The sequence below is a fragment of the Rhodanobacter sp. FW106-PBR-R2A-1-15 genome (assembly GCF_058789735.1).
Genome location: NZ_JBYTEM010000015.1, coordinates 55,844 through 81,806 on the forward strand (window position 1 = coordinate 55,844; position 25,963 = coordinate 81,806).

The 25,963-nt window shown below is 64.0% G+C and carries 18 protein-coding genes; 14 read left to right on the forward strand and 4 right to left on the reverse strand.

Features of this window, described 5'->3' with window-relative positions; all coding sequences use genetic code 11:
• The first annotated feature begins 1 nt into the window (after position 1).
• From AC3WTD_RS09665 to AC3WTD_RS09720, 12 genes are all read left to right on the forward strand, one after another.
• Positions 2 to 1,951: an XrtA/PEP-CTERM system amidotransferase gene (locus AC3WTD_RS09665; protein WP_492613656.1), complete on the forward strand. Its 1,950-nt coding sequence runs from the start codon at positions 2 to 4 to the stop codon at positions 1,949 to 1,951.
• Positions 1,948 to 3,267: a glycosyltransferase gene (locus AC3WTD_RS09670; RefSeq protein ID WP_492613657.1), complete on the forward strand. Its 1,320-nt coding sequence runs from the start codon at positions 1,948 to 1,950 to the stop codon at positions 3,265 to 3,267. Before AC3WTD_RS09665 ends, AC3WTD_RS09670 begins: the two co-directional genes overlap by 4 nt.
• Positions 3,264 to 4,565, forward strand: coding sequence for a TIGR04063 family PEP-CTERM/XrtA system glycosyltransferase (locus AC3WTD_RS09675; protein ID WP_492613658.1), 1,302 nt, complete (start codon positions 3,264 to 3,266; stop codon positions 4,563 to 4,565). Before AC3WTD_RS09670 ends, AC3WTD_RS09675 begins: the two co-directional genes overlap by 4 nt.
• The gene (locus tag AC3WTD_RS09680; RefSeq protein WP_492613659.1) at positions 4,555 to 5,760 is read left to right on the forward strand and encodes a carboxylate--amine ligase; all 1,206 of its coding nucleotides are present in this window, start codon (positions 4,555 to 4,557) and stop codon (positions 5,758 to 5,760) included. Before AC3WTD_RS09675 ends, AC3WTD_RS09680 begins: the two co-directional genes overlap by 11 nt.
• Entirely contained in the window at positions 5,646 to 6,872 is a 1,227-nt protein-coding gene (locus AC3WTD_RS09685) for a hypothetical protein (protein WP_492613660.1), read from the forward strand. The genes AC3WTD_RS09680 and AC3WTD_RS09685 overlap by 115 nt, the downstream gene beginning before the upstream one ends.
• A gap of 2 nt (positions 6,873 to 6,874) precedes the next feature.
• Entirely contained in the window at positions 6,875 to 8,200 is a 1,326-nt protein-coding gene (locus AC3WTD_RS09690) for a putative O-glycosylation ligase, exosortase A system-associated (protein WP_492613661.1), read from the forward strand.
• A 32-nt stretch (positions 8,201 to 8,232) separates the two neighbouring features.
• On the forward strand, positions 8,233 to 9,453 hold the full coding sequence (locus AC3WTD_RS09695; RefSeq protein ID WP_235642373.1) for a glycosyltransferase: 1,221 nt from the start codon (positions 8,233 to 8,235) through the stop codon (positions 9,451 to 9,453).
• A gap of 108 nt (positions 9,454 to 9,561) precedes the next feature.
• Entirely contained in the window at positions 9,562 to 10,206 is a 645-nt protein-coding gene (locus tag AC3WTD_RS09700; protein ID WP_027491088.1) for a methyltransferase domain-containing protein, read from the forward strand.
• 347 nt (positions 10,207 to 10,553) lie between these two features.
• The gene (locus tag AC3WTD_RS09705) at positions 10,554 to 12,035 is read left to right on the forward strand and encodes a lipopolysaccharide biosynthesis protein (protein WP_235642372.1); all 1,482 of its coding nucleotides are present in this window, start codon (positions 10,554 to 10,556) and stop codon (positions 12,033 to 12,035) included.
• 3 nt (positions 12,036 to 12,038) lie between these two features.
• Positions 12,039 to 13,010, forward strand: a complete 972-nt coding sequence (locus AC3WTD_RS09710) for a phosphotransferase family protein (RefSeq protein WP_492613662.1) — start codon at positions 12,039 to 12,041, stop codon at positions 13,008 to 13,010.
• A gap of 105 nt (positions 13,011 to 13,115) precedes the next feature.
• On the forward strand, positions 13,116 to 13,979 hold the full coding sequence (locus AC3WTD_RS09715) for a class I SAM-dependent methyltransferase (protein ID WP_027491085.1): 864 nt from the start codon (positions 13,116 to 13,118) through the stop codon (positions 13,977 to 13,979).
• Positions 13,980 to 14,147: 168 nt separating this feature from the next.
• The gene (locus AC3WTD_RS09720; protein WP_492613663.1) at positions 14,148 to 15,884 is read left to right on the forward strand and encodes an asparagine synthase; all 1,737 of its coding nucleotides are present in this window, start codon (positions 14,148 to 14,150) and stop codon (positions 15,882 to 15,884) included.
• A 146-nt stretch (positions 15,885 to 16,030) separates the two neighbouring features.
• Here AC3WTD_RS09720 and AC3WTD_RS09725 read toward each other — a convergent pair whose 3' ends face one another.
• A complete protein-coding gene (locus tag AC3WTD_RS09725) occupies positions 16,031 to 18,424 on the reverse strand; it encodes an RIFT barrel domain-containing protein (protein ID WP_492613664.1) in 2,394 nt (797 codons plus the stop codon).
• A gap of 329 nt (positions 18,425 to 18,753) precedes the next feature.
• On the opposite strand from AC3WTD_RS09725, the gene AC3WTD_RS09730 reads away from it, so the two are divergent.
• Both AC3WTD_RS09730 and AC3WTD_RS09735 read left to right on the forward strand, forming a co-directional pair.
• The gene (locus tag AC3WTD_RS09730; RefSeq protein ID WP_492613665.1) at positions 18,754 to 19,440 is read left to right on the forward strand and encodes a phosphatidylserine decarboxylase; all 687 of its coding nucleotides are present in this window, start codon (positions 18,754 to 18,756) and stop codon (positions 19,438 to 19,440) included.
• Positions 19,433 to 19,636 carry a hypothetical protein gene (locus tag AC3WTD_RS09735; RefSeq protein WP_492613666.1) on the forward strand — a complete coding sequence of 68 codons (204 nt, stop codon included), beginning with the start codon at positions 19,433 to 19,435 and terminating at the stop codon, positions 19,634 to 19,636. The genes AC3WTD_RS09730 and AC3WTD_RS09735 overlap by 8 nt, the downstream gene beginning before the upstream one ends.
• A 29-nt stretch (positions 19,637 to 19,665) precedes the next feature.
• Here AC3WTD_RS09735 and prsT read toward each other — a convergent pair whose 3' ends face one another.
• Genes prsT through prsK form a run of 3 tightly spaced genes read right to left on the reverse strand, consistent with a single transcriptional unit; the run spans position 19,666 to position 25,949 of the window.
• Positions 19,666 to 22,473 (reverse strand): XrtA/PEP-CTERM system TPR-repeat protein PrsT, encoded by a 2,808-nt coding sequence (gene prsT, locus AC3WTD_RS09740; protein ID WP_492613667.1) that lies wholly within the window; start codon positions 22,471 to 22,473, stop codon positions 19,666 to 19,668.
• A gap of 36 nt (positions 22,474 to 22,509) precedes the next feature.
• Positions 22,510 to 23,871, reverse strand: a complete 1,362-nt coding sequence (prsR, locus tag AC3WTD_RS09745; protein WP_027491079.1) for a PEP-CTERM-box response regulator transcription factor — start codon at positions 23,869 to 23,871, stop codon at positions 22,510 to 22,512.
• Positions 23,868 to 25,949: an XrtA/PEP-CTERM system histidine kinase PrsK gene (gene prsK / locus AC3WTD_RS09750; protein WP_027491078.1), complete on the reverse strand. Its 2,082-nt coding sequence runs from the start codon at positions 25,947 to 25,949 to the stop codon at positions 23,868 to 23,870. The genes prsR and prsK overlap by 4 nt, the downstream gene beginning before the upstream one ends.
• Between the last annotated feature and the right edge of the window lie 14 nt (positions 25,950 to 25,963).

Below are 25,963 nucleotides of genomic sequence, written 5' to 3' on the forward strand. Positions count from 1 at the left end.
CATGTGCGGTCTGGCCGGCATCGTTTCGTCGTACCACTCCGGCGTGGATGAGAAAGTTCTGCTGGCCATGCGCGATGCGCAGCGCCACCGCGGACCGGACGAGGCCGGGCTGTATCTCGGCAGGGGCGTGGGGCTGGGACATCGCCGCCTGTCCATCATCGACCTGGGCCATGGACAGCAGCCGATGGTGGATGAGGTGGCCGGTCTGGCGCTGGTCTACAACGGTGAGCTGTACAACTTCCCGGCGCTCAAGGCCGAGCTGGAGACGGGTGGCGCGGTGTTTCGCAGCCGCTGCGATACCGAAGTGCTGCTGCGCGCCTGGCAGCACTGGGGCGAGGCCTGCCTGGCGCGCCTGGTTGGCATGTTTGCCTTCGCGGTGTGGGACATGCGTGCGCAGCGCATTTACCTGGCGCGCGATCAGCTGGGCATCAAGCCGCTGCACTATGGCTTCACCCGCGCCGGCGAGCTGGTGTTCGCTTCCGAACTCAAGGGGCTGCTGGCGCATCCCGGGGTGGAACGCAGTCTCGATCCGCAGGCGCTGGAAGATTATCTTGCCCTCGGCTACGTGCCGGATCCGCGCAGCATCTATCGCGGAATCTTCAAACTGCCGCCCGGCCATTGGCTGAGCTGGCGTGCCGGCGAAGCGCGACCGGTTCCCCGGCAGTACTGGGATGTACCGTTCAAGCTCGCCGCCGACTTCACGGCGGATGAGGCTGCAGAGCAGCTTCACGGCTTGCTGGACAACGCCGTGGCAGGGCAGATGATGGCGGACGTGCCGCTCGGCGCGTTTCTTTCCGGCGGCGTGGATTCCAGCGCCGTGGTGGCCAGCATGAGCCGGGTGTCGCAGCAACCGGTACGCACCTGCTGCATCGGTTTCGACGACGACCGCTTCGACGAAATCGCCCATGCGCGTCAGGTGGCCGGGCATCTGCATACCCGGCACTTCGAGCGGCGGGTCAGCGCCGATGATCATGCGCTCCTCGACACGCTGGCGGCGGTTTACGACGAGCCATTTGCCGACAGCTCGGCGCTGCCGACGTACCGCGTGTGCGAGCTGGCACGGAGCCAGGTGACCGTGGCGCTGTCCGGCGACGGTGGCGACGAGGATTTCGCCGGCTACCGGCGCTATCGCCTGCATGCATGGGAAAGCGGTCTGCGTGCGCGCCTGCCGCTGGCGTTGCGCAAGCCGCTGTTCGGCGTGCTGGGCAGTCTCTATCCCAAGGCTGACTGGGCGCCGCGCCCGCTGCGCGCCAAGACCACGCTGCAGGCGCTCGCCCGCGACGACGTGGAGGCTTATTTCCATACCGTCAGCACTACCTCGACTGCGCTGCGCCAGCGGTTGTACAGCGCGAGCTTCAAGCGCGAACTTCAAGGTTACAGCGCGCTCGCCGTGTTCCGTGCCCACGCCGCACGCGCGCCCACCGATCATCCGCTGCTGCTGGCCCAGTACCTGGATTTCAAGACCTGGCTTCCCGGCGACATCCTGACCAAGGTGGACCGGGCCAGCATGGCGCACAGCCTGGAGGTCCGCGTGCCGCTGCTCGATCACCGCCTGGTCGAGTGGGCGTCATCGTTGCCGCCCGGGTTGAAGCTGAGGGGGGGGGCCGGCAAATACATCCTCAAGAAAGCGCTCGAAGCGGATTTGCCGCACGATGTGCTGTACCGGAGCAAGATGGGTTTCAGCGTGCCGCTGGCAGCATGGTTGCGCGGTCCGCTCGCGCGGCGCGCCCGGGACGCCTTGCTTGCCGGCGCCGTTGCCGAGTGCGGGTACTTCGAGCCAGCCATGCTCGATCGGCTGCTGCGGCAGCATGAAGCTGGCCGGCGCGATCACAGCGCGACGCTATGGAGCCTGCTGATGCTGGACGCCTTTATGCGCCGCATGCAGCAGCCCGCTGCTGCAGCCCCCGCCGAGGCGGCACGCAGGGTCGTGGCCGCCGGGGTACAGCCATGAGGAACGTATCGTTCAACGGCGTTGCCGGTGGTGTCATGCCGTCGGCAGAAGACGCATTCGACGCGGCACGGCAGCGTGCCGGGGCCGGCGTCGAGGCGGCTGGCGAACGCAGGATCCGCCTGCTGGTCTTCACCAGCCTGTATCCGAATGCCGCCCAACCGCGCCACGGCGTGTTTGTCGAGGAGCGTCTGCGGCATCTCGTGGATTCCGGGCGGGTGACCGCGACGGTCGTGGCGCCGGTGCCATGGTTTCCGTTCCGGCATCCGCGCTTCGGGGCCTACTCGGCATTTGCCAGGGTGCCTGCGCATGAGCAGCGCCACGGCATCCAGATCAGCCATCCACGCTATCCGGCCATTCCGAAGCTTGGCATGAGCATCGCGCCCGAGCTGATGTATCGCGCCCTGCTGCCGGACCTGCGGAAACTGCAGGCCGACGGGACCGACTTCGATCTGATCGATGCCCACTACTTTTATCCGGATGGCGTGGCGGCGGCACGACTGGGTGCGGCGCTGGGCAAACCGGTGGTGATCACCGCGCGCGGTACCGACGTGACGTGGATTCCGCGTTATCGTCGACCCAGGGCGCAAATCCAGTGGGCAGCGGAGCGCGCCGCGGCCATCGTGGCCGTATCGCAGGCGCTGAAGGACAAGGTCGCCGCCCTGGGCGTTGACTCCGGGAAGATCACGGTGCTGCGCAATGGCGTCGACCTTGATCGTTTCGGGCCACGGGACCGCACGGCAATCCGTGCCGGATGGGGCCTCGCCGGTCCGGTATGGTTGACGGTGGGCCATCTGGTCGCGCTCAAAGGCGTGCACCTTGTCATCGAGGCGCTGGCGCGCGTGCCGGAGGCGACCCTGCTGATCGCCGGCGAGGGGCCGGAACAGCGCAAGCTGCGCGGCCTGGTCGACCGGCTGGGTCTGCACGCGCGCGTGCGCATGCTCGGCGCCATTCCCCACGCGCAGCTGTGCGACTACTACAACGCGGCGGACGTGCTGGTGCAGGCGTCGAGCCGCGAAGGCATGCCCAACGTCGTGCTGGAGTCCCTGGCCTGCGGCACGCCGGTGGTGGCCGCGCCGTTTGCCGGTGCCGCTGAGTTGCTGGCCGCGCCGGAAGCGGGGGAGATCGCCGCACAGCGGAGCGCCGAAGGCATTGCCGCCGCATGGCTGCAGCTGCGGGAGCGGGCGCCGACACGTGCCGCCACCCGCGCTGTGGCGGAGCGGCTGGGGTGGTCGCCGGTGGTGGAAGCGCAGCACGCACTCTATGCGCGGATACGCGCGGCCGCTGCCGAAGATGCGGCATTCGGAGCAGAGCCATGAACCACAGCCCGCGCGCCGCACTGCAGCAGGATCGGTCAGGAGCGTCGGCCGAGCGGCCGCTGCGCATCCTGCACGTGCTCGACCATTCGTTGCCCCTGCACAGCGGCTATACCTTCCGTACGCTCGCCATCCTCGAGGCGCAGCGCGCGCTGGGGTGGGAGACGATGCAACTGACCGGCCCCCGGCAGGGAGACGATCGCCAGCGCGAGGAACAGGTCGGCGACTGGACGTTCTACCGCACGCCGCCGGCGACCGGCCTGCTGGCGAGGTTGCCGCTGGTCCGGTACCGCTGCCTGATGCGCGCGCTGCAGACCCGGCTGGCCGAGGTGGTGGACAGCGTGCGTCCGGACATCCTCCATGCGCACTCGCCGGTGCTGGACGCGTTGCCCGCGCTGGCGGTGGGCCGGGCCGCCGGTATCCCGGTGGTGTACGAGGTCCGTGCGTTCTGGGAAGACGCTGCCGTCGATCTCGGCACGGCGCGTGAGGGAGGGGCGCGGTATCGGTTGACGCGCGCGCTGGAAACCCGGGCACTGCAACGGGCAGACGCCGTAACCACGATCTGTGATGGCCTGCGCGGCGACATGCTGGAGCGCGGCATTCCCGCCGACAAGGTCACCGTCATTCCCAACGCCGTGGACACTGCCCGGTTTCGATCCACGACCAGCGTCGATGCGGAGCTGCTGGGGAAGTACGGACTTGTGCGCGGGTACACGCTGGGCTTCGCCGGCTCGTTCTACGCCTATGAGGGGCTGGACGCGCTGCTCCGGGCTATGCCGCTGGTGCTGCGCGCGGTGCCGCAGGCGCGCCTGCTGCTGCTGGGCGGCGGTCCGCAGGAGGCCGCCCTGCGCGCGCTGGCCGCCCGCCTCGGCCTCGAGCGCGAGGTGCACTTCGTCGGTCGCGTGCCGCACGGCGAAGTCACCCGCTACTACGGCGTCATGGATGTCATGGTCTATCCGCGCATCTCGCGGCGGCTGACGGAACTGGTGACGCCGCTGAAGCCGCTCGAGGCGATGGCCATGGGCAAGCTGGTGGCCGCGTCGGACGTCGGCGGCCATCGCGAGCTGATCCGCGATGGCCGCAACGGCCACCTTTTCCCCGCTGGCTCGGCCGAGGCGCTCGCGCAGTGTCTGATCGAGCTGCTGACGACGCACGCCGGTTGGGACAAGGTGATCGCCAACGGGCAGGCGTTCGTCGAGCGCGAACGTACCTGGTCGGCGAGCGTGGCGCGCTACCGCGCCGTCTATGCCGACGTACTCGATCGTCGCCAGCGCGGCGCGGGAGGGGTGCATGATCGCTGATACGCCCGCGGTGGTACTGGGTGCCGGGGTCAATGGCCTGGGTGTGGCGCGCAGCCTGGCGCACGCGCGGGTCCCGGTCTGCTTGCTGGATACCGATATGCGGCGTGCGGAAATGCGTACCCGCGCGGCGAAACCGTTGCAGATCCGTGCGACGCACGGTGAAACGCTGGTTGAAGACCTGGTGCGCCTGGGCACGATGCGGTTTTCCGGTGTGCGCCCGGTGTTGTTCCTGACCCAGGAGGAAAGTGTCAAGACCGTTTCGCGTCATCGCGATCTGCTGTCCGCCTATTACCGGTTCAGCCTGCCGCCCGGAGACGTCGTGGATACCTTGTTGCACAAACAGGGGTTCCAGCGCCGCGCCGAACAACTCGGCAGCCCCATTCCGCCGCTGCTGCACGTTCGCACGCTCGCGGATTTGTCCGCGCTCGAACATCTGCATTATCCGGTGGTGGTCAAACCCGGCGAACGGAATGTCGATTACGGGTGGCGGTTCAGGAAGGCGTACCGCGTGGAGAGCGCCGCGGAAGCTGCCGGGCTGGTCCGTCGCATCCTGCCGGTGATGGCCGACGTGGTGGTACAGGAGTGGATCGAAGGCCCGGATTCGAACATCTATTTTTGTCTGCAATGCCTCGGCGGGCAGGGGCAGGTGGTGGGGTCGTTCACCGGTCGCAAGATCCGCTCGTGGCCGCCACAGGTGGGCGGTACGGCCAGTTGTACCTCGGCCGCGGAAGTCCATGCGGAGCTTTCCGCCATGACCACCCGCTTCTTTCAGGCCGCGGGCGTGATCGGCATGGCCGGCATGGAGTACAAGCGCGATGTGCGCAGCGGCGAGTTCCGCATGGTGGAGCCGACGATCGGGCGCACCGACTACCAGGAAGAAGTGGCGAGCTTGAACGGCGTCAATCTGCCGTATGCGGCCTGGTGTTCGGAGCTGGGGCTGTCGTTTCCGCCGCCCGCCGCTGCAAAGCGACCGGTCGTATGGCGAGTGCGCTCCGAGGACATGCAATCGGCAGCCACCCAAGGTCAGCAGCTCACGCAGGGCTATCCGCGCGGCGGCCGGGTAGCCGATGCCTTGTGCCGATGGCGCGATCCCATGCCATGCCTGGCAGAGGGCATGCAACGCGTCCGACGTGCGCTGCACAGCCGGACTTCGAAGATGCTGCCGGGATCGCTTGCGGCCAGGAGCAAGTCATGAACGCGGTCATCCGACTTCTGTCCGGGGGCCGGGTACGTCCGGCAGTGGATGTGCGCCATGGACTGCAGGCTGCCGCCGAATGGCTGGCGCGCGCCCAGGACGCCACCGGCTGCGGCGGTGTCAGCGCCTATTACGACGCAACGAAGCGGCAATGGACTGGCGCCTATCCGGAAACCACCGGGTACATCATTCCGACCTTCCTGCGCTACGCGCAGTTTTCCGGCCAAGGCGATTATCGGGAGCGCGCCATCCGCATGGCCGAGTGGGAAACCGCCATCCAGCTCCCTGAAGGGGGCGTGCGTGCCGGTACGCTGGATTCAACTACGGTGGTGCCGACCATCTTCAACACCGGGCAGGTGTTGTTCGGCTGGCTGTCCGCGTGGCAGCAGACGCGGGACGCGCGTTTCCGTGATTCGGCGCTGCGCGCGGCGGACTGGCTGGTGGCTGCCCAGGACCCGGATGGTGCGTGGCGGCGTTTTGCGTCGCCGTTCGCCGTGCATGCCGTGAATACCTACAACACGCGCGTGGCGTTTGCGCTGGCCAAGGCCAGCCAGGTCTTGCAGGAGCCGCGTTATCTGGATGCGGCGGTGCGCAACGTGCAGTGGGCGCTTGCGCAGATGCAGCCCAACGGGTGGCTGCAGAACAACGATCTGGAGGACAACGATCGTCCGCTGACGCATACCATCGCCTATGCGACCCGCGGCATGCTGGAAGTCGGCTTGGTCGCCGGCAACGACGCCTTCGTGGATGCCGCGGCGCGCGTGGCGCGAGCGGTTGCGCAAACCCAGCGCCGCGATGGCGCCTTGCCTGGCCGGCTGGATTCCGCCTGGCGGCCGGCGAGCCGCTGGACCTGCGTGACCGGCAACGCGCAGATGGCGATCATCTGGCAGCGCCTTGCCAGAGAAACCGGCGAGCGGTCCTGGCTGCCGGCGGCCGAGGACGCCGACCGGTTCAATTTGTCGATCCAGAACCTGGCCGCAGTTGACGGTGGCGTTCGCGGCGCGCTGCCCGGTTCGCATCCGCGCTCAGGCGGCTACATGAGGAATCGGTATCCGAACTGGGCGGCCAAGTTCTGCATGGACGCGCTGATGCTGCAATTGGAAGTGGGCTAGCCATGCGCGATATCGCCTTCGCGTTGATCATGCTCGGGCTGATCCCCTTGGCCGCAATTCGCCCGTATATCGGTTTGCTGGTGTGGTCATGGCTCGGCTACATGAACCCGCATCGGCTGACCTTCGGCTTTGCGTACAGTTTTCCATGGGTGATGCTGGTGGCCGCCGTCACGCTTCTGAGTTTGGGGGTTGGCAAGGAGAACAAGCGAATCCCCAGGTCGACGGTCAGCGTGTTGCTGATGATGTTTCTGCTGTGGACTGGATTGACCACCTTCTTTGCGGTCCTGCCGGATGCGGCCTGGGTCAGTTGGCAGACCTTCGCCAAGATCATGGTGATGGTGTTTGTGACCCTGATGCTGATCAATAGCCGCGAGCGCATGCATTGGTTGATATGGGTGATTGTGATTTCGCTGGGGTATTACGGCCTCAAAGGAGGCTTGTTCACGATCACCAGCGGCGGCGGCAATCGCGTGTTCGGCCCAGCCGGAAGCTTCATCGGGGACAACAACGACCTGGCCCAGGCGCTGTGCATGGTTCTGCCACTGATGCGCTACCTACAGCTTCAGTCTTCAAGAAAAATGGTGAAGGTGGGACTGGGGCTGGCGATGTTCCTTACCGGCGTCGCGATACTTGGTACCTACTCGCGTGGCGGGTTCATTGCGCTCGCAGTGGTAAGCGCGGCCCTGCTCCTGAAAAGCCGGAAACGGTTGACGCTCGCGATCGCACTCATGGCGATTGGGCTCACTGCTTATCATTTCATGCCTCCCGAGTGGAGTGCGCGCATGGATACGATCCATCACGCGGAGGATGTGAATACGATGCAGTCCCGCATCCAGTCTTGGGAGTTTGCAGCCAATGTTGCGCTGCATCGCCCGTTGACCGGGGGCGGCTTCAAAGTCTATGAAAGCGAGGCCCTGTGGAACCGCTACGCACCCGAGGATGCTGTCCAACGGGCAGTGCACAGTATTTATTTTCGAGTGCTTGGCGAACAGGGCTTTCCGGGGCTTGCGATCTTTATTGGGTTGCTGGTGGCCAGTTGGCGAAGCTGTGCATACGTTCGCAACAAAAGCCGACATTTACCAAACGAAAAATGGGCGTTCGACCTTTCTTCAATGCTCCAGATAAGCGTGCTTGCATTCATGGTTGCAGGTCTGGCCACCACCTCGAGCTACTTCGACCTCAGTTATCAGCTGATGGCGATGTGTGCGTTGCTGAAGGGTCTATTGCCGGAAAGAGTCGCCGCATATGCGGGGTCAGCAGGGGCCGCTGCAACGCAACCGCACCTGCTGGGACGCGGGCAGGCCGGGCATTCATTCGGGAAGCCTTGATGAAGAGGTGTGTGGTGGGCAAATGTGTAGTGATGACCGGCTTCCATTTTCCGCCGTCTGCACTGAGCAGCGGTCACCTGCGGCTCTTGGCGTTTACGAAATACCTGCCCGAGCATGGCTGGGACCCGGTGGTCCTTTCCGCCACTCCGGGCGCGTACGAATTGACCGATCCCGCCAGCGTTCGATCCATACCCAAAGATTGCAATGTATGCCGTGCCTTTGCGCTGGACGCCAAGCGCCACATGGCAGTCATGGGCAGGTATCCGACCATTTTCGCGTTACCCGACAGGTGGTCGAGTTGGTGGCCCGCCGCTGTCTGGAACGGACTGCGTCTGATCAGGCGCCACCATGCGCAAGCGATATGGTCGACGTTTCCCATCATGACCTCCCATTGCGTCGCCTACACCCTGCATCGTTTGACGAACATCCCGTGGATCGCGGATTTTCGCGATCCGGTTGCGAGTTCAACGGCGGGCAAGAACCCGATGGCGATAAGGTCGCAAGCTCGATGGGAGCGTCGTGTCCTGTCGCACGCGGCGCGTTCGGTGTTCACGACCCCGGGAGCAATGCAGTGGTGTGCCGAGCGCTACCCCGAGGCTTGGCGTGCCGGTCGTTTGGCGGTCATCACCAATGGATACGACGACGAGGCATTCGTCGACCTCAGGCGCCCTCCGCCACAGGCCGGGCGACCGTTGGTGCTGCTGCACAGCGGTCTGTTGTATCCGGAAGGTCGCAGCCCCCTGCCGTTCTTTGCTGCACTCGCGCGTCTCAGGGACTCGGGTGGCGTAACTGCAGGGATGGTCAAGGTCGTCCTGCGGGCGAGTGGCTCTGAGGCAACCTACACTCGGGAGGTTCAGCGTTTGGGGCTGGGAGAGATGGTGACTTTGGCGCCACCTGTCGGCAACCGCGAAGCACTGTCCGAGCAGGTCGCGGCCGATGGATTGCTGCTGTTCCAGGGCAGCAAGTTCGACCTGCAAATTCCGGCCAAGGTATACGAGTACCTGCGGATCGGGCGGCCGATCTTCGCGCTGGTCGGACCAAACGGCGACACCGCCGCCCTGTTGCGAGAGTCCGGTGGGGCGGAATTCGTCGCGGCCGATGACGTCGACGCTATTGCGACGGGTCTGCGCCGATTCCTGTACGCGTTGACCAAGGGGACCGCCCCGTCCCAGCGGCCTGCCGTGGTCGCCCAGTATTCGAGGCGCGCCGGGGCGGCACAACTGGCCTCCTTGCTTGAACAGGTTTGCACTTGAACGTCTTCCCGATCCGGATGGTGTTTGCGGGCCCGCTCGCGAACATATCGCGGCCCCTCGCGGGCGTCGGACCCGGTACCATTCCACAGCCGCATCAAGGAGCAGTGAATGAACTGGAACCCTGACGAGCATTACAAGAGCCGAACGGTAGCCGTCGACTACGACGCAAGCCGGTTCTCGAGTATTCCAGGGCGGGTATTCAACTTCCTCGAAAAACGGACCGTCGCCAGGTGTTTTTCCCGGCTATCCAAAGGCAGCACGATCGCCGACGCGCCATGCGGGACCGGGCGTCTTGCTGAGGCGCTGCTGGAGGCTGGATACAGTGTCCACGGCTTCGACATTTCCGAAGCCATGCTGAGTGTGGCGCGACAACGCCTGGTTTCGTACGCGGGGACCTTCACCTGCGAGGTGGCGGACATGAAGAAAGACCCGCCGAGCGGCCCAATCTGTGACGGTGCTTTGTGCGCGCGCGTATTGATGCACTTTCCGCTCGACGGACAGATTGAGTTCCTGACTGCGGTCGCCAGCTTGAGTAGTTCAATCGTCGTCATCAACCAGAGCCTCGATTCGGGCTATCAAAGGTTTCGGCGGCGCTTGAAACGGCTGATGGGACATCAGCCACCCGCAAATTATCCGATAAGCAACCGGGATATCAGGCTACTGTTGGAAAAGTCCGGCCTGCGTGAGGTGGGGCGTCAGCGCCTGCTTCCGTTGGTCAGCGAGGCCGTGTATATCGTTGCAGAAAAGGTCTGATGCCTTCCAACTTTGGGTAGTCAACGGGCGACATGTGTAACACGAATCATCAATCGATTTGGGAACCTCGGAAATACGATATTGGTTCGCAAGACGGCCAGGAACGCGTGATTTTCATGACTAAAGAAGCTGGGTTCCCGCCTGTGTGGGCGATCCTGGAAGGACGAACAATTGAATCGTGGCGACCGAAGCCCTGGAATAATCAGGACTGATCATGGTACGGACTCCCAGGCTTGTTCCCGCCAGGCAACCTCCGACCGTAGTCTTGCGCGGCCGTCCGTCCGGCCCGGAAGGCGAGGATGTTTTCGCCGCAGGGTTTCGTTGCTGGTCAGTAAGGTCGATACGCCGTGCCCGATAACGAGCAAAAACAGAGAACCAGTGTACGGCAGGCCTTGTCGTTGTCTTTCGTGCAGAGGCTCGTCGGACTCGTTTTTAGTTTTGGCTCAGTCGTGATCATAAGCCGATTGCTGACCCCGGCGGAGGTCGGCGTGTTTTCGGTCGCGGCGGGAGTCGTGGCCCTGATCAATATGCTGCGCGACTTCGGGGTCAGCGAATTCGTGGTCCAGGAACCAGTTCTCGATGAGGCGCTGGTGCGCACGGTGTTCACGATCAACCTCATGATCGCATGGGTCCTCGGCGGCATCATCATCGCGGCCAGCGGCGTGATCGGGGCGTTCTACGGGGATCCTGGCGTGACGCGGGTGCTGAAGGTGCTCGGGTTCGTTTTTTTTCTGCTCCCGTTTGGCACCACGGCGATGGCGTTGCTGAACCGCGAACTGGAGTACGGGAAGCTGGCCAAGATTCGCATCAGCGAATCCATCATCCGTAGCTGTACCGCAGTTGCGCTTGCGTACGCCGGATTCACGTACATGAGCATCGCGTGGGCATCGGTGGCCGGCATCTCGGCGCTTATCGTCGGTTGCACGCTCTGGGGTTGGCAGTACCGCGTGAAGGGACTGAGTTTCGTGCATTGGAAACGTGTTCTGCACTTTGGCTCCAATCGCACCATTTCCGACGTCGCCAGCCAACTGGGAGAACAATCCGCCAGCCTCGTGATCGGCAAGATGTCGGGCATGACGGACGTCGGGCTGTTTTCGCGCGGATATGGCGTGGTCAACATGTACCGCACCAACGTTCTTGGTGCGATCGGAGCGGTTGCCTTTCCCGCGTTCGCACGCGAGCACCGGGAGCACGCCACGGCTCCGGAGTTGTTCCTGAGGGCGCTGGTTTACACGACTGGGATCAGTTGGCCGTTTTTTGCATGTGGTGTCATTCTGGCCTATCCGATCATCAACATTCTGTTCGGCGATCAATGGGATGCGGCAGTTCCGCTGATGCGTTGGTTGTGTCTCGCCGCATTTATCGGAACACTGATGTTCCAGTGCAACCTGTTCCTGGTTGCGCTGGGACGGGTAAGGGCCGTGACCCGCGTGGAGGTTCAATATCAAACCGCCAGAATCGGCATTACCGTCGGCGCAGCCTTTTATGGCGTCACGGCGGTCGCCGCCGCACAGGTTCTTGTTTATATCATTGCTACCGTGCTGTATTACCGGAAAATGCGGAATTACGACGCGCTGGCAGTTCGCAAGTGCGCCAGGGCGCTGGTTCCGAGCGCCGTGGTCACGCTGGGTGCCTGCGCCGTACCGGCAGCGTTGGTCCTTTGGCCCGAGCTGATGGCGCGACACATGCTTTTGGCGTTTGCATTGGCTCTCGTCGGCGGTGGTGCGGGGTGGTTGCTGGGCCTCGCGGTCGCACGCCACCCCTTGCTGGACGAGCTCAAGCGTGTCGTTTCCCGTGTTTACTCGCGTTACCACCTGGTGCGTGGCTAGGCCGTGATCAGGCTGGACGTCGCTGGGGTACTCAACGCGCGGTTCACCTGCATCCAGTGCCGCGCGTCGGGGAGCTGGATCGCGCTGACGAGGCTGCTGCCGAGGCAAAACTCGAGCATCCAGCGGCTGCGGTGCGCGCGCTGTCAGGAGCAGATCGTGGCCAAGGTGAGTCGAGAGGATGACTTGCGCAACGATGCCCGTGCGGAGGCACGCCGTGAGTATGAAACCCTGTGCACACTCCAGCGCGTGTTTCCCCAGGACGAGCACTTTGGGACCTTGGTGTCGCTGGGTTATCTGGAGGCCTGGGGGCGCGGGGTCATGATCACCCGCCATTTCGGCGGCGACAATCTGGCCCAACACCTGCGATCCCTGGGCGAGCCCGGTGCGCGGGCGGCATGCCGTGCGGCGGGCGCCTGGTTGCGCAGGCTGCACGAGAGCGGCGCTCCGGACGTGCAGACGAGCGTGCTGGGTGTGGCGGACAAGCTCGACTATCTGGTGGTCACCTACGGTGCGGTCCTGCGTCGTGATCGCGGAACGCAGGCCGCGTGCCGATGTCTGGAACAGACAGCTTCGCGCATTGAGGCAAGCGGGTTCCGCTTCGTGCGCCAGCATGGCGATTTCAAACCGCAGAACATGCTGTATGACGGTACCCGATACATTGGGCTGGACATCCATTGGCAAAGTGCCGGACCGGCAGTCTATGACCTTGCGCCATTCCTCAACCATCTGTGGCTTCTCGGCCGCACGCTTGGAGGTTTGCCGACGAATCGCCATGACCGGCAGCGCGAGTCGATGTTCCTTGCCGGCTATGGGTACGAGGATGGCGCGCGGGCCCTGCACTGGGCGCAGTTGTATTTCGCGCTGTGCTACCTGGGTGCCTATCGCCAGAAGGGATGGCTGGCGGCGAACTATGCGAGATGGCGGATTGGGCCGTTGGTGCGTGAGCTTGCGAGGCGGCTCGAGGAAGTCTGCTGAGTTGACGAAGTGATGAGCAGCCCGAACCGCGGGCGGGGTTAGTAGAATCGAAGCGCCATCAGGGTAGTCCACCACAATAAAATGTCATCGCGGTATACAGACTCCATGCTATCAGCCAAGGCTTTTTTCGAAACCCCATCGGAGCGCCTTACTCCACGCATGGAGGAGGACTTTTTCACCTCGCTGATGACGAGAAACAAGACTTACAAGACTACATTTCACGATCGCTTTTTCGACATCAATCCGTATCTCCAGGAGTATCTCCTGCGCCGTGCTCCACCGGCGCTCAGAATTCTGGACGTCGGGGTTTCTTCCGGTATAAGCACAGTCGAGCTGTACGATGATCTGAGTCGGGGTGGGCGCGAGGTCGAGGTTGTCGGCACCGATATTCTGATCGACGCCCTCTTGGTAAAGGTGTTTCCAGGGTGCCACGCGTTGGTCGATTCCGGCGGGTTTCCGCTTCGGTTCGATTTCCCCTTGGTCACCATGAAGCCCTGGGTGACGCGCGATGATTATTACAACGGACTTTTCATCTTGCGCAAGTTCGTCAATACCTTATTCACCCGTCGCGTCCACCAAATATTGCGTAATCCGCACGATGTCCGGATCTGCGAAGTGAAGCTGGTTACCCCGCGAGCGCTGGCCAAGGCTGGTATCACCCTGCATACCGATGATATAAGCAGGTACAACAGTGGATTCGAGGGGAAATTTGATTTTGTTCGCGCAGCTAATGTGCTCAACAGTGGATATTTTCCTCCCGCGATCCTTTCGACGATGGTGGCGAACATCGGATGCTACCTGAACAAACCCGACGGCAGCCTGCTGGTGGTGCGCACCCATGAAGACCGTGCCAGCCACGGAACCCTGTTTCGCAGGGGGAATGGTCGGCATTTTGAGGTGGTTCATCGGTTTGGATCCGGATCGGAGGTTGAAGAGATCGTGTCAGGCGTAGAGATACCGACGAAATGACCTCGCCGGGAAACAGTCATTGATAAGGGTTTCGAAACGGAACATGGATGGACTCGGAGGGGAGGTGCATGATCGCAGCACTGGATAGGAACGGCGGTCGTAACTCATCGACGGCGGGGCCATGGGCCTGAATGTGTCTCCCTCCGGTTGTGTGTCGGCAAGAGACGCATGTCCATGCTGAACGCGCTATCGGTATTCCTTGTTGGCGGCGATTCCAACGGGCAAATCCGCGCGGCACGCTCGTTGGAGCGGCAACGGTTTGTCCGTGCTGCGCAGGTCGAATGGGACGGAGGCAGCATTGTCGCGTGGGGGCACCCCGATCAACGGCAAGCCGAGGATTGCCTCGTTCAAACCCCATCGGGAACGGCCTGCTGTGTCGGTCCACTGTGGTTTCGCGGTCATTTCGGCCGGCAGGCGTTGGCCTCGCTGCTCGATGAAGTTCGCGCGACGGGGTGTTTGGAAGAAGGTTCGCTGCGCGGCAACTTTGCACTGTTTCTCGACACGGGCGAACACACTTGGCTGTTGAACGACGCCTTGGGCTTCGTACGCATCTACACGAGTGCAGATGACCGTTTTTTCAGTACTAGCTGGCTGGCTGTCTGCGCTTATGGGCAGTGCGTTGAGCCTGACGCCGCCTCGGCGATTGAATACGTACTGCTGGGGGCAGCACATTCCTGCCATTCAGTGGCGCGCGGGGTCGACTTGATTCCCCTTGGTCAGGTCATGGATTTGCGGCAGCGCCGTGCGTGGCAACGATTCCCCCACGGTTTCGATGTGCAGGCGCCTGAGTTCCACTCGTTGGATGAGGCGGTGGAGGACATCACCGAGCATCTGCGCATGATTTCGGCCGAGGTGGCATCGGCCTTTCCGGGCCAGATCAATGCGGCGTTGTCGGGCGGTTTCGATTCACGCCTGATTGTCGCGGGCTTGCTTGCGGCCGGTGTGCGGCCCCGATTGTTTGTGTATGGCGATGCCGACTCCGCCGATGTGGCAGTGGCCAGGACCGTGGCTACTGCAGCAGACCTCGCATTCGAAGCCATTGACAAATGCGCGATGAACCGCGGTTTGCCGATGCCCGACATCGAAGCCCTGGAGCAGAGCGCGCTGTTCTTCGACGGCCTGCCTAGCGACGGCATCGATGATCCGGGCGCCGATCGCCGCACCCGATTGCAGCAGACTGCCGACGGGTGCATTGCGCTGAATGGTGGCGGCGGCGAGATCTTCCGCAACTTCTTCCATCTGCCGAACCGTGCCTTTAACGCCCGTGACATCGTGAAAACCTTCTACCGCGGATTCAGCCGCGGCGTTTTCCGCGATCCCAATGGCTTGGCAAGTTACGAAGCGCGGCTCGCCGCGTCGATGCGGAACATCGTGGGCATGTCTGAAGTCGGGAGCGAGCTTCTGTCGCGCACGCAAGTGGAGCTGCTCTACTCCCTGTTTCGCTGCCACTACTGGATGGGTGTCAACAACAGTGTGGCGGTACGCCACGGAAACTACACGACGCCGCTGGTGGATCTGGAGTCCGTGCGCCTGGCGCTCCGGGTGCCGCTGCGCTGGAAGAACGCGGGCGCCCTGGAAAGTCGCTTGGTCGCCGCACTGCATCCGGCCATCGCTGCGCAGCCTTCCGCCTACGGCTTTCGTTTTGACGCTGGACCGGGTTGGAAGGAACGACTGGCCGAGTGGACGGCGTGCGCGCGTCCCGTGCGGCTTCGCCCGCTGATCAATGCCACGCACCGAAACCTGCAGAACGTGCTGCACGTCGCGCCTGCGGTGTTGCAACGGTACCGCGCGCTTCTGCCCGGCGAGTGGCGCATGGATTCACTGCTCGATCTCATTCAGTTGGCGGATGAGCGTGCTTTGGGGCGCGCTCTTGCCGTCGAGGTTGTGTGGCGGCGGCTGCTCTAGTGCTCAACGCGCGGAACCCGGCGCATGAGGTTCGGCGGCCGAAGCGCGTCGTGCCAGGACAAAATCTGGAAGGCAATCCTGATTGCATCGGACCAGAGCAAGGGCTGCGTCGGGTGGGTACCCTTGCTGCAAAGCAGATCGACAGGTCATTGCGACACAGAGCGCGGCATGACCGCGAAATTGGGATAGTTGTTGTAGGCGGTTGTGCCGCTGGGTTTCACGCTGCGCGACTCAAAACGATTCCAGGCATCGTGTGCTTTGGGCACGGCACTATCGGCGGCGGCGGCCAGCCCGGTCTGCAGATTCGCAGGATAGCCCGTTGCCGAGTCCGGGTATCCATGCATCTTGCCGGCTTGCCACGGTTGTTTTTCCAGCGTCTCCATGGCGGTCACCATGGCCGGCGAATTGCAGGCCAGTCCGACCAGACTGGGAAACGTCGCTGCGTATATGGCACTGTATGAGGGCAGGTAGGTCTTTCCAGTAGGATCGGTAACCATCAGCGTGTAGGCAGAGGCTTCCAGCCAGCAGTAGCCCTGGGTTGGATTGGCTTGCCAGTCCGTCATCAAACCGATCTCGAACTTCGCCAGCCAGTCGCGCAGCTCCCCGGCTCCCGCAAAACCGAGTTCCGCGGCGTGGCCCGCCGACCAGGTGAAGAAGTTGTGCATCCACGGCGCCATCGCGTTTCGGGTGCCGCCTTGCATGCTGTAGCTATGACCACTGTCCAGCAGCCCCAGCGGATTGGCGTTTGGATTGTTGGTGTACTTCTGATTCCAGTCCGCCAGCGAGTTCTCCACGTCCGCTTTGAACTCGGCTTTCAAGGGGTAGTCATCGGGCAGCAGCCACGCCGCATCCGCCATCTGGCGCAGTGTCCATGCCTTGCCACGCACCTGGCTATGACTTTTGTCGATCAACCCCTTTGCATAATCGCGATACTCCGCGCCTGACCAGATCTCATTGAACGAGGCCGCAAACGCCAGCTCCGACATGTAGTAGTACGAACCGGTCACCAAGTATGGTACGTAGGACTGTGCCGGCTGGTGCGCGTTGTCCCACAGGTTTGGGTTGCCCGTCCCATATGAGGTCGGTGTGCAATTCGTCACCACGGTGTTGTTCACGCAGGTTGGCAGCAGATCACGTCGGTAGGCAGCAACCTTTTCCCGGTGGACCGCGGAACCTGTCAACGCCTGCTTCGCAACGCCATTTGCGTAGGCCCAGCCCGTTGTCGTGACGTTGGGATGCTGCTGGATGCTGAGCGGCCAGCCGGTTGCCTGGTCCCGGTAATGGATGTCATAGGCGCCCAGCGCATCGGTGTTGGCCAGCATCCAGTTGTAGGCGCGCAGGTCCGGGTTGACGATGTACACGCTGGTCCAGCGCGGCAGCGGACCAATCGCCGCTTGTGCCCCGGCCATGTGCATCTTCTGGGTCTGGTCACAGTGATCCAGGGGCGCGCAGGCCTGGCGCAGGCTGGCCAGGAACTTCTCGTCGGGCGTCAACGGCATGTAGCGCGACACGGCCTTGCTGGCCTGGATGTAGCCGGTGTCCTGCTGCAAATAGACCTGTGGCTGGGCATGGTTCCACCACAGCACCTGGTGCCAGCGCGTGTATGCGTACTGCGTCAGGGCAGGGCTGGTGTAGCCCGCGCTCCCCGAGATCAGGGTTGCCGTGTACTGCGGCTGCGCCTGTGGCATGTAGGCCCAGCTGTTTTCCACGATGACGTCGGTTTGTACCTGGCGCACGGCGCCATGCGAGCCGTGCGCATGGGCGCGCACCGCAAAGTAGATTCTCAGGTTCGGGTTGGTCGTGCCATCCGCCGCCGTCACCGGTCCGTTGACGATCCATTCGCTGGCCTGGGGGCCGGAAAGCCACTGGTTGCATTGGGTGCCCCAGGGCTTGCACGCGTTCGTGTCTTTGGCTGTCTGCAACAGGGTGCGGGCGTTTGCGGTGTATTTGCGGCCGCCGATGTTGAGTGACACGCTGGTGTCGTAGCTAGTGGCAAGCAATTGCGACAAGCTGATGGGCACGTCCTGTCCGGTCGCCGCTGGCGAAGGGCCCGCGGAAAGCGTCAACGGCAGCGTTGCATTGCCCGGCAGCGTTGGAGTCATCACAGTCAGCACCGCATGGCGCAAGCTGCCGTCGGGATAGGTAGCCTTGCTGTCCACCTGCAAGGCTATCGGCTGGCCCTTGATGGTGGCAGTTACCGTCCGGCCCCGAGGTATGTCGCCAGCCTTGAAGACCTGGCCGAAGGTGACCGGAACATTGGTCTGCGCTTGCGCGACGGTGCTGATCACCTTGTCCGTCACCGCCGTTGCCGCTCGCGCCGGCGCCGCAGCAAGCATCCACATGCAGCCGGCGCACCCACACAGCATCTTCGCCGCGGCTCGGCCAAGCCGGTTTCCCTGCTTGAACTGCCTGGCTTGCTCGCTCATACGCATGGCTTTGTCATCCTGCCGTCTCGTGATGTCGCACCGCCCCGGGCTGATCGCATCGAACCAGGTCGCCTCGACCAAGGCGGCCTGTTGCCGACCATGTGCTTGCCCCATGGGCTTGCCTTGTACAGAAGCTGGTGTCAGCGGGATGTGAGTTGCCGCCGGCGGCGGAACCGCCGCTTTGGGCTGCGACGCACGTCTGGCAGCGGGGTTGCGCCTACGCTAACCTGATGGCCAGCCGTCGCTCTGTCTCCGCCGGAATCGTGAGCGTGCCGCCATGTCACTTTGCCGAAGCGAACGCGAGGTTTCTTCCCGCCGGATTTGCAGCAGTCTACGGAGTCGACCCGTGCCTGGATCAGGGTCGGCCTTGCCGTTCCGCCGTGTCGCACGGCTGGCCGCCGACAGGAAGCCAGACATGATGTCCACTCCGCGCTGAAATGACGATGCTTGTCCTGCAGATCGTGATCCTCTGTCTGGTGGGCGCGGCCATCGTGCTCTGGGCGCTTTATTTTCCGTATCCATCGCCGCTGATACGGCGTTGGGTTCCGCCGCGCAAACGCTGGCCGGAAAGGCAGGTCCGCACGTGGCTGAAGCGGGGGAAGTTCCAGCATGCATTCCTGCACTATTTCTACCGTGATCCGGAGCGCATCGCGCCTCCGGGCAACAGTATGCTGACTCCGGCAGACGGGCTGGTGACCAGTGCGCAGATACATGGGGGCGTGCGCTATCTGGTGATTGCGCTCAGTTTCTGGGACATGCACGTGCAGCGCAGTCCGGTGTCCGGTCGGGTGCTCGGCGTGGAATCGCACGGCGACGGCTTCATGGACGGGGAGGGGCGGGAGTTTGCGTTCCTGCGAGAGAAAGCCTGCCCGGTACAAAAGCGTCTGGTGATTGCCGTAGATGCCGGACAAGTTGCGGTGCGCTTGATTACCAGCCTGGCGGCGCGGCGCATCGAAACCTGGGTCCAGGAGGGCGAGGAGATCAAGCGCGGGCAGAGGATCGGCCGGATCCTGCTGGGGAGCACCGTGGTGCTCGAGCTGCCGGCGACCGTGAACCTGCTGGTGCGCATCGGCGACCGCGTCTGGGCTGGGGAAACGGAGGTTGCAGAAGGTGTGACTCCCCATGAATGACTTCTTGTGGTCATCCGGCCAACTGGGTTGGGGCGTTTTCACGCTTGTCGTTTTCACCGGCCTGTGGTGGCTGCTGGGCGACCTGTATTGGCGCCTGCAGAGCGTCCGGATCGGTCGGTTCCTGGTTACGCTGGTCACCGGTTGGGCCGTCGGGGTTGGCCTGATTCTTCTGGGCTTCCATCTGGGAAGTCGGTAGAAGCGCGAAAACCGCCGACGGCTTTCCACCTACTTGGCGGCCAGGCCGGTCAACTCGCGATACAGTTTTTCCGCGGCTGGTTTGTCTTGAAAATCGGCGCCTGATTTTTGCAGCGTCGTGAGCGTGCCGAGCGCGCCGGCAGGGTCGCCGGTGCGTGCCTGGGCCACGGCCAGATGGTATTGGATCGCTGGTGTCTTGGGTGTCGCCTTGGCTGCTTGCAGCAGGATCGGCAGCGCCCGCTTGGGTTGATTGTGCGCGATCAGCGCCCAGGCGTAGGTGTCCGCGATGTCCGGCGATCCAGACGCCAGTTGGTAGGCCCGCTCCGCCAGTGCCAGCGCCTTGGGGTTGTTTTGCTCCGTGTAAATCCAGGCGAGGTTGTTGAGTGCGCTTACGTTGGACGGGTACGTCTTCAATACCTGCTCGTACTGGCCAGCAGCCAGCGCGTTCTGCGTGCGGTTCAGGTAGTAGCTGGCCAGCAGCAAGCGGGTGGCGGCATCGTCCGGATGCTTGGCCAGCCAGTCGCGCAGTACGCCCTCCGGCGCGTTGGCCCCGCTTTCGCTCAGCGCCTGGAAGCTCTTGACCACCAGCGGCCGGTCGTATCGGAGCTTCAGTCCCTGCTGGTAGGCCTGGGCGGCCTCACGATAAGACTTGTTCGCCATGTACAGGTCGCCCTCCAGCGAGAAGCCCGTCGCCCTGGTGGGGGCTTGCTTCTGCAGCGTTTGCGCGAGGGCAATGGCGCCGGGCAGGTTGTGGTCCTGCAGCTTCAGGAATGCCCGCAACGCCACTGCCGTCGCTTGACCCGGATCGGCCTTGATCACGGCGTCGAGATTGCCTTCGGCAGCCTTCGTGTCTTTGCCGAGGATCTGCGCGCGCGCCAGGTTGGTGCGGTACAAGGGCATCTGTGGCGCGAGATTCACGGCTTGCTGCAGCGGCTTCAAGGCTTCACCGTGATGGCCGGCGTTGAGTTCCGCCGCGCCGAGGGCATTGAGCGCTACCGGGTTGTCGGGGTTGGCCGCCGCCAGCTGCGTGGCCGTGCCCAGGGCTTCGTCGAATTTGCCGCTTTCGCTGTCCAACGCCACCAGGGCGATGTACGCGTTGATGGACTTCGGCGCCTCGCCGATGGCCTGCTTGAATCGCCTGGCGGCCTCGGCCTTGTCGCCTTGCAGCGCGGCGAGCTGGCCGAGCGCGGTCATCGCCGCCGCGTTGTGCGGGTCTTTTTTCAACACCGTTGCGTAGCGGCCGGCGGCGGCTTCGTGATGGCCTTCGATTGAATCCAGGCTGCCCAGGCTCAGCAAGGCGGCAAGATTCTCCGGGTCCAGCTTCAGGGCTTCGGAGTACTGGGCGCGCGCTTCCGGGCGCTGACCGGCCGCGACCAGCGCGGTCCCGTACATCAAGTGCGCGGCGCTGTTGCGCGGATTGCCGGACGCATAGGCGGCTGCCACCTTGACCGCCTCAGCCGGGCGCTGCTCGCGCAGATAGGTCATGACCAGCAGGCTGTTGCGGTGCGCCTCGGTGGAGGCGTTGCCCGCGGGAATCTCCTGCAGCAGGCGGATCGCTTCCGCTTCATTTCCGCTGGCGAGGGCGTTGCCGGCGCTGGCAAGCCGGGTGTCGGGAGGGTTGCTGGCACCGCTTGCGGCGGCTGCCGCCCCCGGTGAACCGGCACCCGTGGTGGCGGCCCTCTCCAGCATTGCCAGCAGCTCGGTATCGGACAGCGCCCCCGGCGCGACCGGTCGAAGCGTATCCAGCGCCTGGCGCGAGCGTCCTTCGCGGTAGAGTGTGAGTGCCAGCAACTTGCGCACGTCGACATTCTTCTGATCCATGCCCATGGCGTTGCTGAGGTACATTTCCGCCTGGCCGTAGTTGCCTTGCGCGTAGTTGACCGCGCCCATCAGCAGCTGCGCCTGGACGTTGTCCGGCGACATCTTGAGCACCTGCTGAAGCTCGGCAATCGCGGCGTCCAGATCTCCCTGCCGGTACAGCACCATGGCGTGCAGATAGTGCGGATACGGTTGCTGCGGCGACATTTTTTCTAGCGTCTGGATGCTGGCCAGCGCCTTGTCGAACTGCTTCTGCTGTGCCTGTGCGCTGGCCAGCCGGGTCAGTGCGTAGAAGCGCTCTTGCGGCAACCAGTCAGGGTTCTTGAGGCCCATCACCTTCTGGTAGTCCGCTTCGGCGCCGGCGAAATCGGCGCTGCCGAATGCCAGGTCGCCCTTCGCGACCCAGGCCTGCGGATTGTCCGGCGCGGCGGCCAATGCCTGTTGCAGGTACTTGCCGGCGGAAGCCGGATCGTTGGCGGTGGCTGCCAGCTGAGCCAGTCCCACCAGCGCGCCCAGGTTCTCCGGGTCTGCCGACAACGCGGCCAGGTACGTTTGCCGGGCCTGGTCGAACTGCCTGAGTGCGCGATAGGCGTCGCCTCGCAGCGCGGCGACGCGTGCCTTGATCTTGGACTGGTAGGGCTGGTCGGAGGGCAGGGTGGCGAGCAGCTTGTCGTACTGCTGCGTCACCAGCAACGCGCGTCCCATGGGTACCGCCCAACGTTCTGCCGGCACCTTGTTCGCCTTGGCGTTTTGCAGTTCGCTCAGGGTGTCCGCCGGATTGCCCAGCATCAGCGAAGCTTGCCCGAGCAGCAGCCAGGCCTCGCCGTTCTTGTTGTCGCGTTGCAGGACCTTTTTGGCCTCGATGTAGGCCGCGCGATACTCCCCCTTGGCCTGGTATCTGATACCGGCATCGACGCTGCCCTGCCTGCTGGCGAGGCCGCAGCCGCTCAGTGACAAGGCGGCGCACAGCAACGCCAAGCCATGACGAACGATCCGCGTGTTCAGCCTGATCAAGCGCATATCTTTACCCCCAGTTCGCCGCGCGCCACGCGCGGGTCAATCTGCTTCGGTAGGTTTCTTCAAGCCGTGCTTGTCCAGAAGGTCATAGAGCGTCGGGCGGCTGATCCCGAGCAGACCCGCGACATGCGAGAGATTGCCGCCAGCCCGGGTCAGGGCCAGTTGGATCGCATGTTTTTCAGCGTCGTTACGTACTTTGCGCAAATCCGGAATATCGCTGCCGGCCGCACCGAGATGCAGCTCCTTCAGTTCGATCTGCTTCCCATCCGCCATGATGACTGCGCTGTTGACGACGTTCTCCAGTTCACGCACATTGCCGCGCCACGGACACGCCTCGATCGCCTTGAGCGCCTTCGCAGTGAAACCATGGACCGCGCGGCCGTGGCGGCTGGCCGCCTGTTCGAGAAAATGCCGCGCCAGCGGCGCTATGTCGCCGGCGCGTTCACGCAGCGGCGGAAGCCGAATGGTCACTTCGCTGACGCGGTAGAACAAATCCTCGCGGAACCGCCCTGCACCGATCAGCGCCGGCAGGTCCTGGTGCGTCGCGCAGATGATGCGCACGTCCACCGGAATCGGTTCGCGCCCACCGATGCGTTCGACCACCCGCTCCTCGAGAAACCGCAGCAGCTTGGCCTGCAGCGCAAATGGCATGTCGCCGATCTCGTCGAGCAGCAGGGTGCCGTTCACTGCCAGTTCGATCTTGCCCTTGGTCTGCTTGTGCGCACCGGTGTAGGCGCCTTTCTCGTGGCCAAACAGCTCGGCTTCCAGCAGGGTTTCAGGAATGGCAGCGCAGTTGATCGCCACGAACGGCCCGTCGCGCCGCGTGCTCAGGCGGTGCACCGCGCGCGCGAACACTTCCTTGCCGGTGCCGGTCTCGCCGAGCAGCAGGACGGTGGCGTTGGAAGGACTGACCTTCTCTATCAGCCGGAAGGCATCGAGCATGGCCTCGCTGCTGCCGATGATGCCTTCGAGCGTCGTGGTCGACTGGTTTCTGAGCTTGCGGTTCTCGGCCTCCAGTTCATGCACCCGGAAGGCGCGATCCACGATCAGGCGCAGGACTTCCAGCTCCAGTGGCTTGGAGCAGAAGTCGTAGGCGCCGCAGCCGATGGACTTGACCGCGTTGTCGCGGTCGCCGTTGCCGGTGACCACGACGATCTTGGTATGCGGCGCTTCCTGCAGGATTCCCGCGACGGTGGCGAAGCCCTCGGCGGTGCCGGTGGCGTCAGGGGGCAAGCCCAGGTCCTGCAGCACCACCGCCGGCTCATGGCGGCGCAGCAGGGCGAGCGCGGTCGGCCGGTCACCGGCCATGACCACGTCGTAATCCTCGAAGCTCCAGCGCAGCTGACGCTGCAGGCCGGCATCGTCCTCGACGATCAACAGGCAGCGCTGCTTCTGGTTCATGGCGCGGTCTGCGCTTGCCCAGCCGCCATGGCGGCCCCGGCGGGCTCGGCCAGCGGCAACTGGATGGTGAATACGCTGCCCTGGCCCGGGGTGCTGTTCACGCGCATCGTCCCGCCCAGCGAATGCACGTATGCGCGAGCCTGATAGGCGCCGATGCCCATGCCCTTGCTGGCCTTGGTGGTGAAGAATGGCTTGAATAACCGGTTGCGGATGAAATCCTCGTCCATGCCTGCTCCGTCATCCTCGATTTCAATGGTGGCAAGGCCGGGCTCGTGCCTGACTCTCAGCAGGACGTGACCGTGGGACTGCGCTGCATCCTGGGCGTTGCGGATCACGTGCCCGAGCACGGTGGCCAGCTGTTCGGTATCGGTCTGCACCCACAGGTCGTCCGTCACCGGCCGGTATTCCGGCCGTGGCGACTGCGCGCGGCACTCGTCGAGCGCCTTGTCGAGCACCGTCGCCAGTGCCACGCGACCGTGTCTGGCTGGCGCCACGTCGCCGCGCAACTGCTCGAGCAGGCGCGAGATGCGCTGCACTGAATTGGCCACCGTCGCGAGCATGTCGCCCACGAACGCCGGGTTGTGCTTGTGGCGCTCGGCGTTCTGCAGCAGCAGCGATTGCTGGGCCGCGAGGTTCTTGAGGTCGTGCATCAGGAACGCGGTGAGCCGGTTGAAGCCTTCGAACTGGCGCGCCTCGGCGAGGCGCCGGGCATCGGCTGCCTGCGCCAGGATGCCGGCCACCTGACTGCCGGCGGCGCGGAGCAGATCGATGTCTTCCCAATCGAACGCGCGACGCGCGCGCGCGCGCGCCAGCACCACGAAACCGACCAGCCGGTCTTCCAGTACCAGCGGCACCAGCAGCCAGGCGCGCGGCAAGCCGGTCAGTTCGGCCGGCGCCCGCAGTTGTTCGTCGCCCAGCGGCGGCGGTTCGTCCAGGTCATAGATCCACCGGCGCGTTCGCATGAGTCCGAACGCCGGCAGGCTGGCCGGAAGCTTCAGGCCGGCTGGCGTCGGCATGTTCCAGCGCGCTTCCGGTACGAAGTCATCGGCATCGTCGCGCATGAACAGCGTGCCGGCCGGGCTGTCCATGATCTGCGCGATGGCGTGGACCGCGCGCTGCGGCAATTCCGTGTCGCCAGCGGACAGCGTCGCGGTCAGACGCAGCCATTCCTCGCGATAGTCGTGGCGGAAACTGAAGAAGTTCTTGTGCAGGAACACCCGCAGGCGCGAGCGCGCCTGACCGGAAAATGCGATCAGCAGCACCAGCAGCAGCGCGAAGCAGACCAGCGTGATTTCCGCCACCCGGCCCCAGTCGCCGCCGTACAGGCGCACGTAGTAACCACCGATCGCCGTGCCGATGATGTAAATCGCGACCACCAGCAGGCTGGTGGAATAGAACACCGCGCGCCGCGACACGCCCACATCCAGCGACCACTGCGGGTTGCGCGCCGCCGCCACCAGCAGCAGCGGCACCAGCAGGGCGTCGATGAAGCCGCGTGCCGCCCATGCGCTGACGTTGAACTGCCGGTAGAGCACCGCGTAGGAGTACAGGAAGATGTCGTAGGCGAACAGCAGGCCGAGCGCGATCACCAGAAACTTGAGCGCCCAGCGTTGTTGCGGTTGCACGTTGCGGTAGATCTGTTCGAGCAGCATCACGCCACTGAGGGCGAGCACCAGCACACCGACCAGCGGCACGTTGGCGCTGAACGGTAGGCCGGTCGCCTGCGGCAGACCCGTCACCGGCCACAGGCAGTAGAGCGCGAGCACGATCCAGAGTGCGTGCGCAACAACGCGCAGATCGCGCAGCAGGCCGGATATCGGCCACGCGCTGAACAGGGCACTCACGAAAACGATCCAGGCGCCGTAACGCAGAACCTCGGCCAGCAGCATCCAGTTGGCCGCCACCGTCCGCTGCCACTCGGCGTAAGCCAGAAACGCGCCCCACAGGGCCGAGGCCATCGCGGCCAGGATCAGCAAGGCACCGGTGCGCTGACCGCGCCAACCGATGCCCAGCAACGCCGCACCGGCGAGGAACGCGGCGGCGGCGGTCAGGTAACTGGTGATGATGATGACGTGCATACCTGGACGATCCC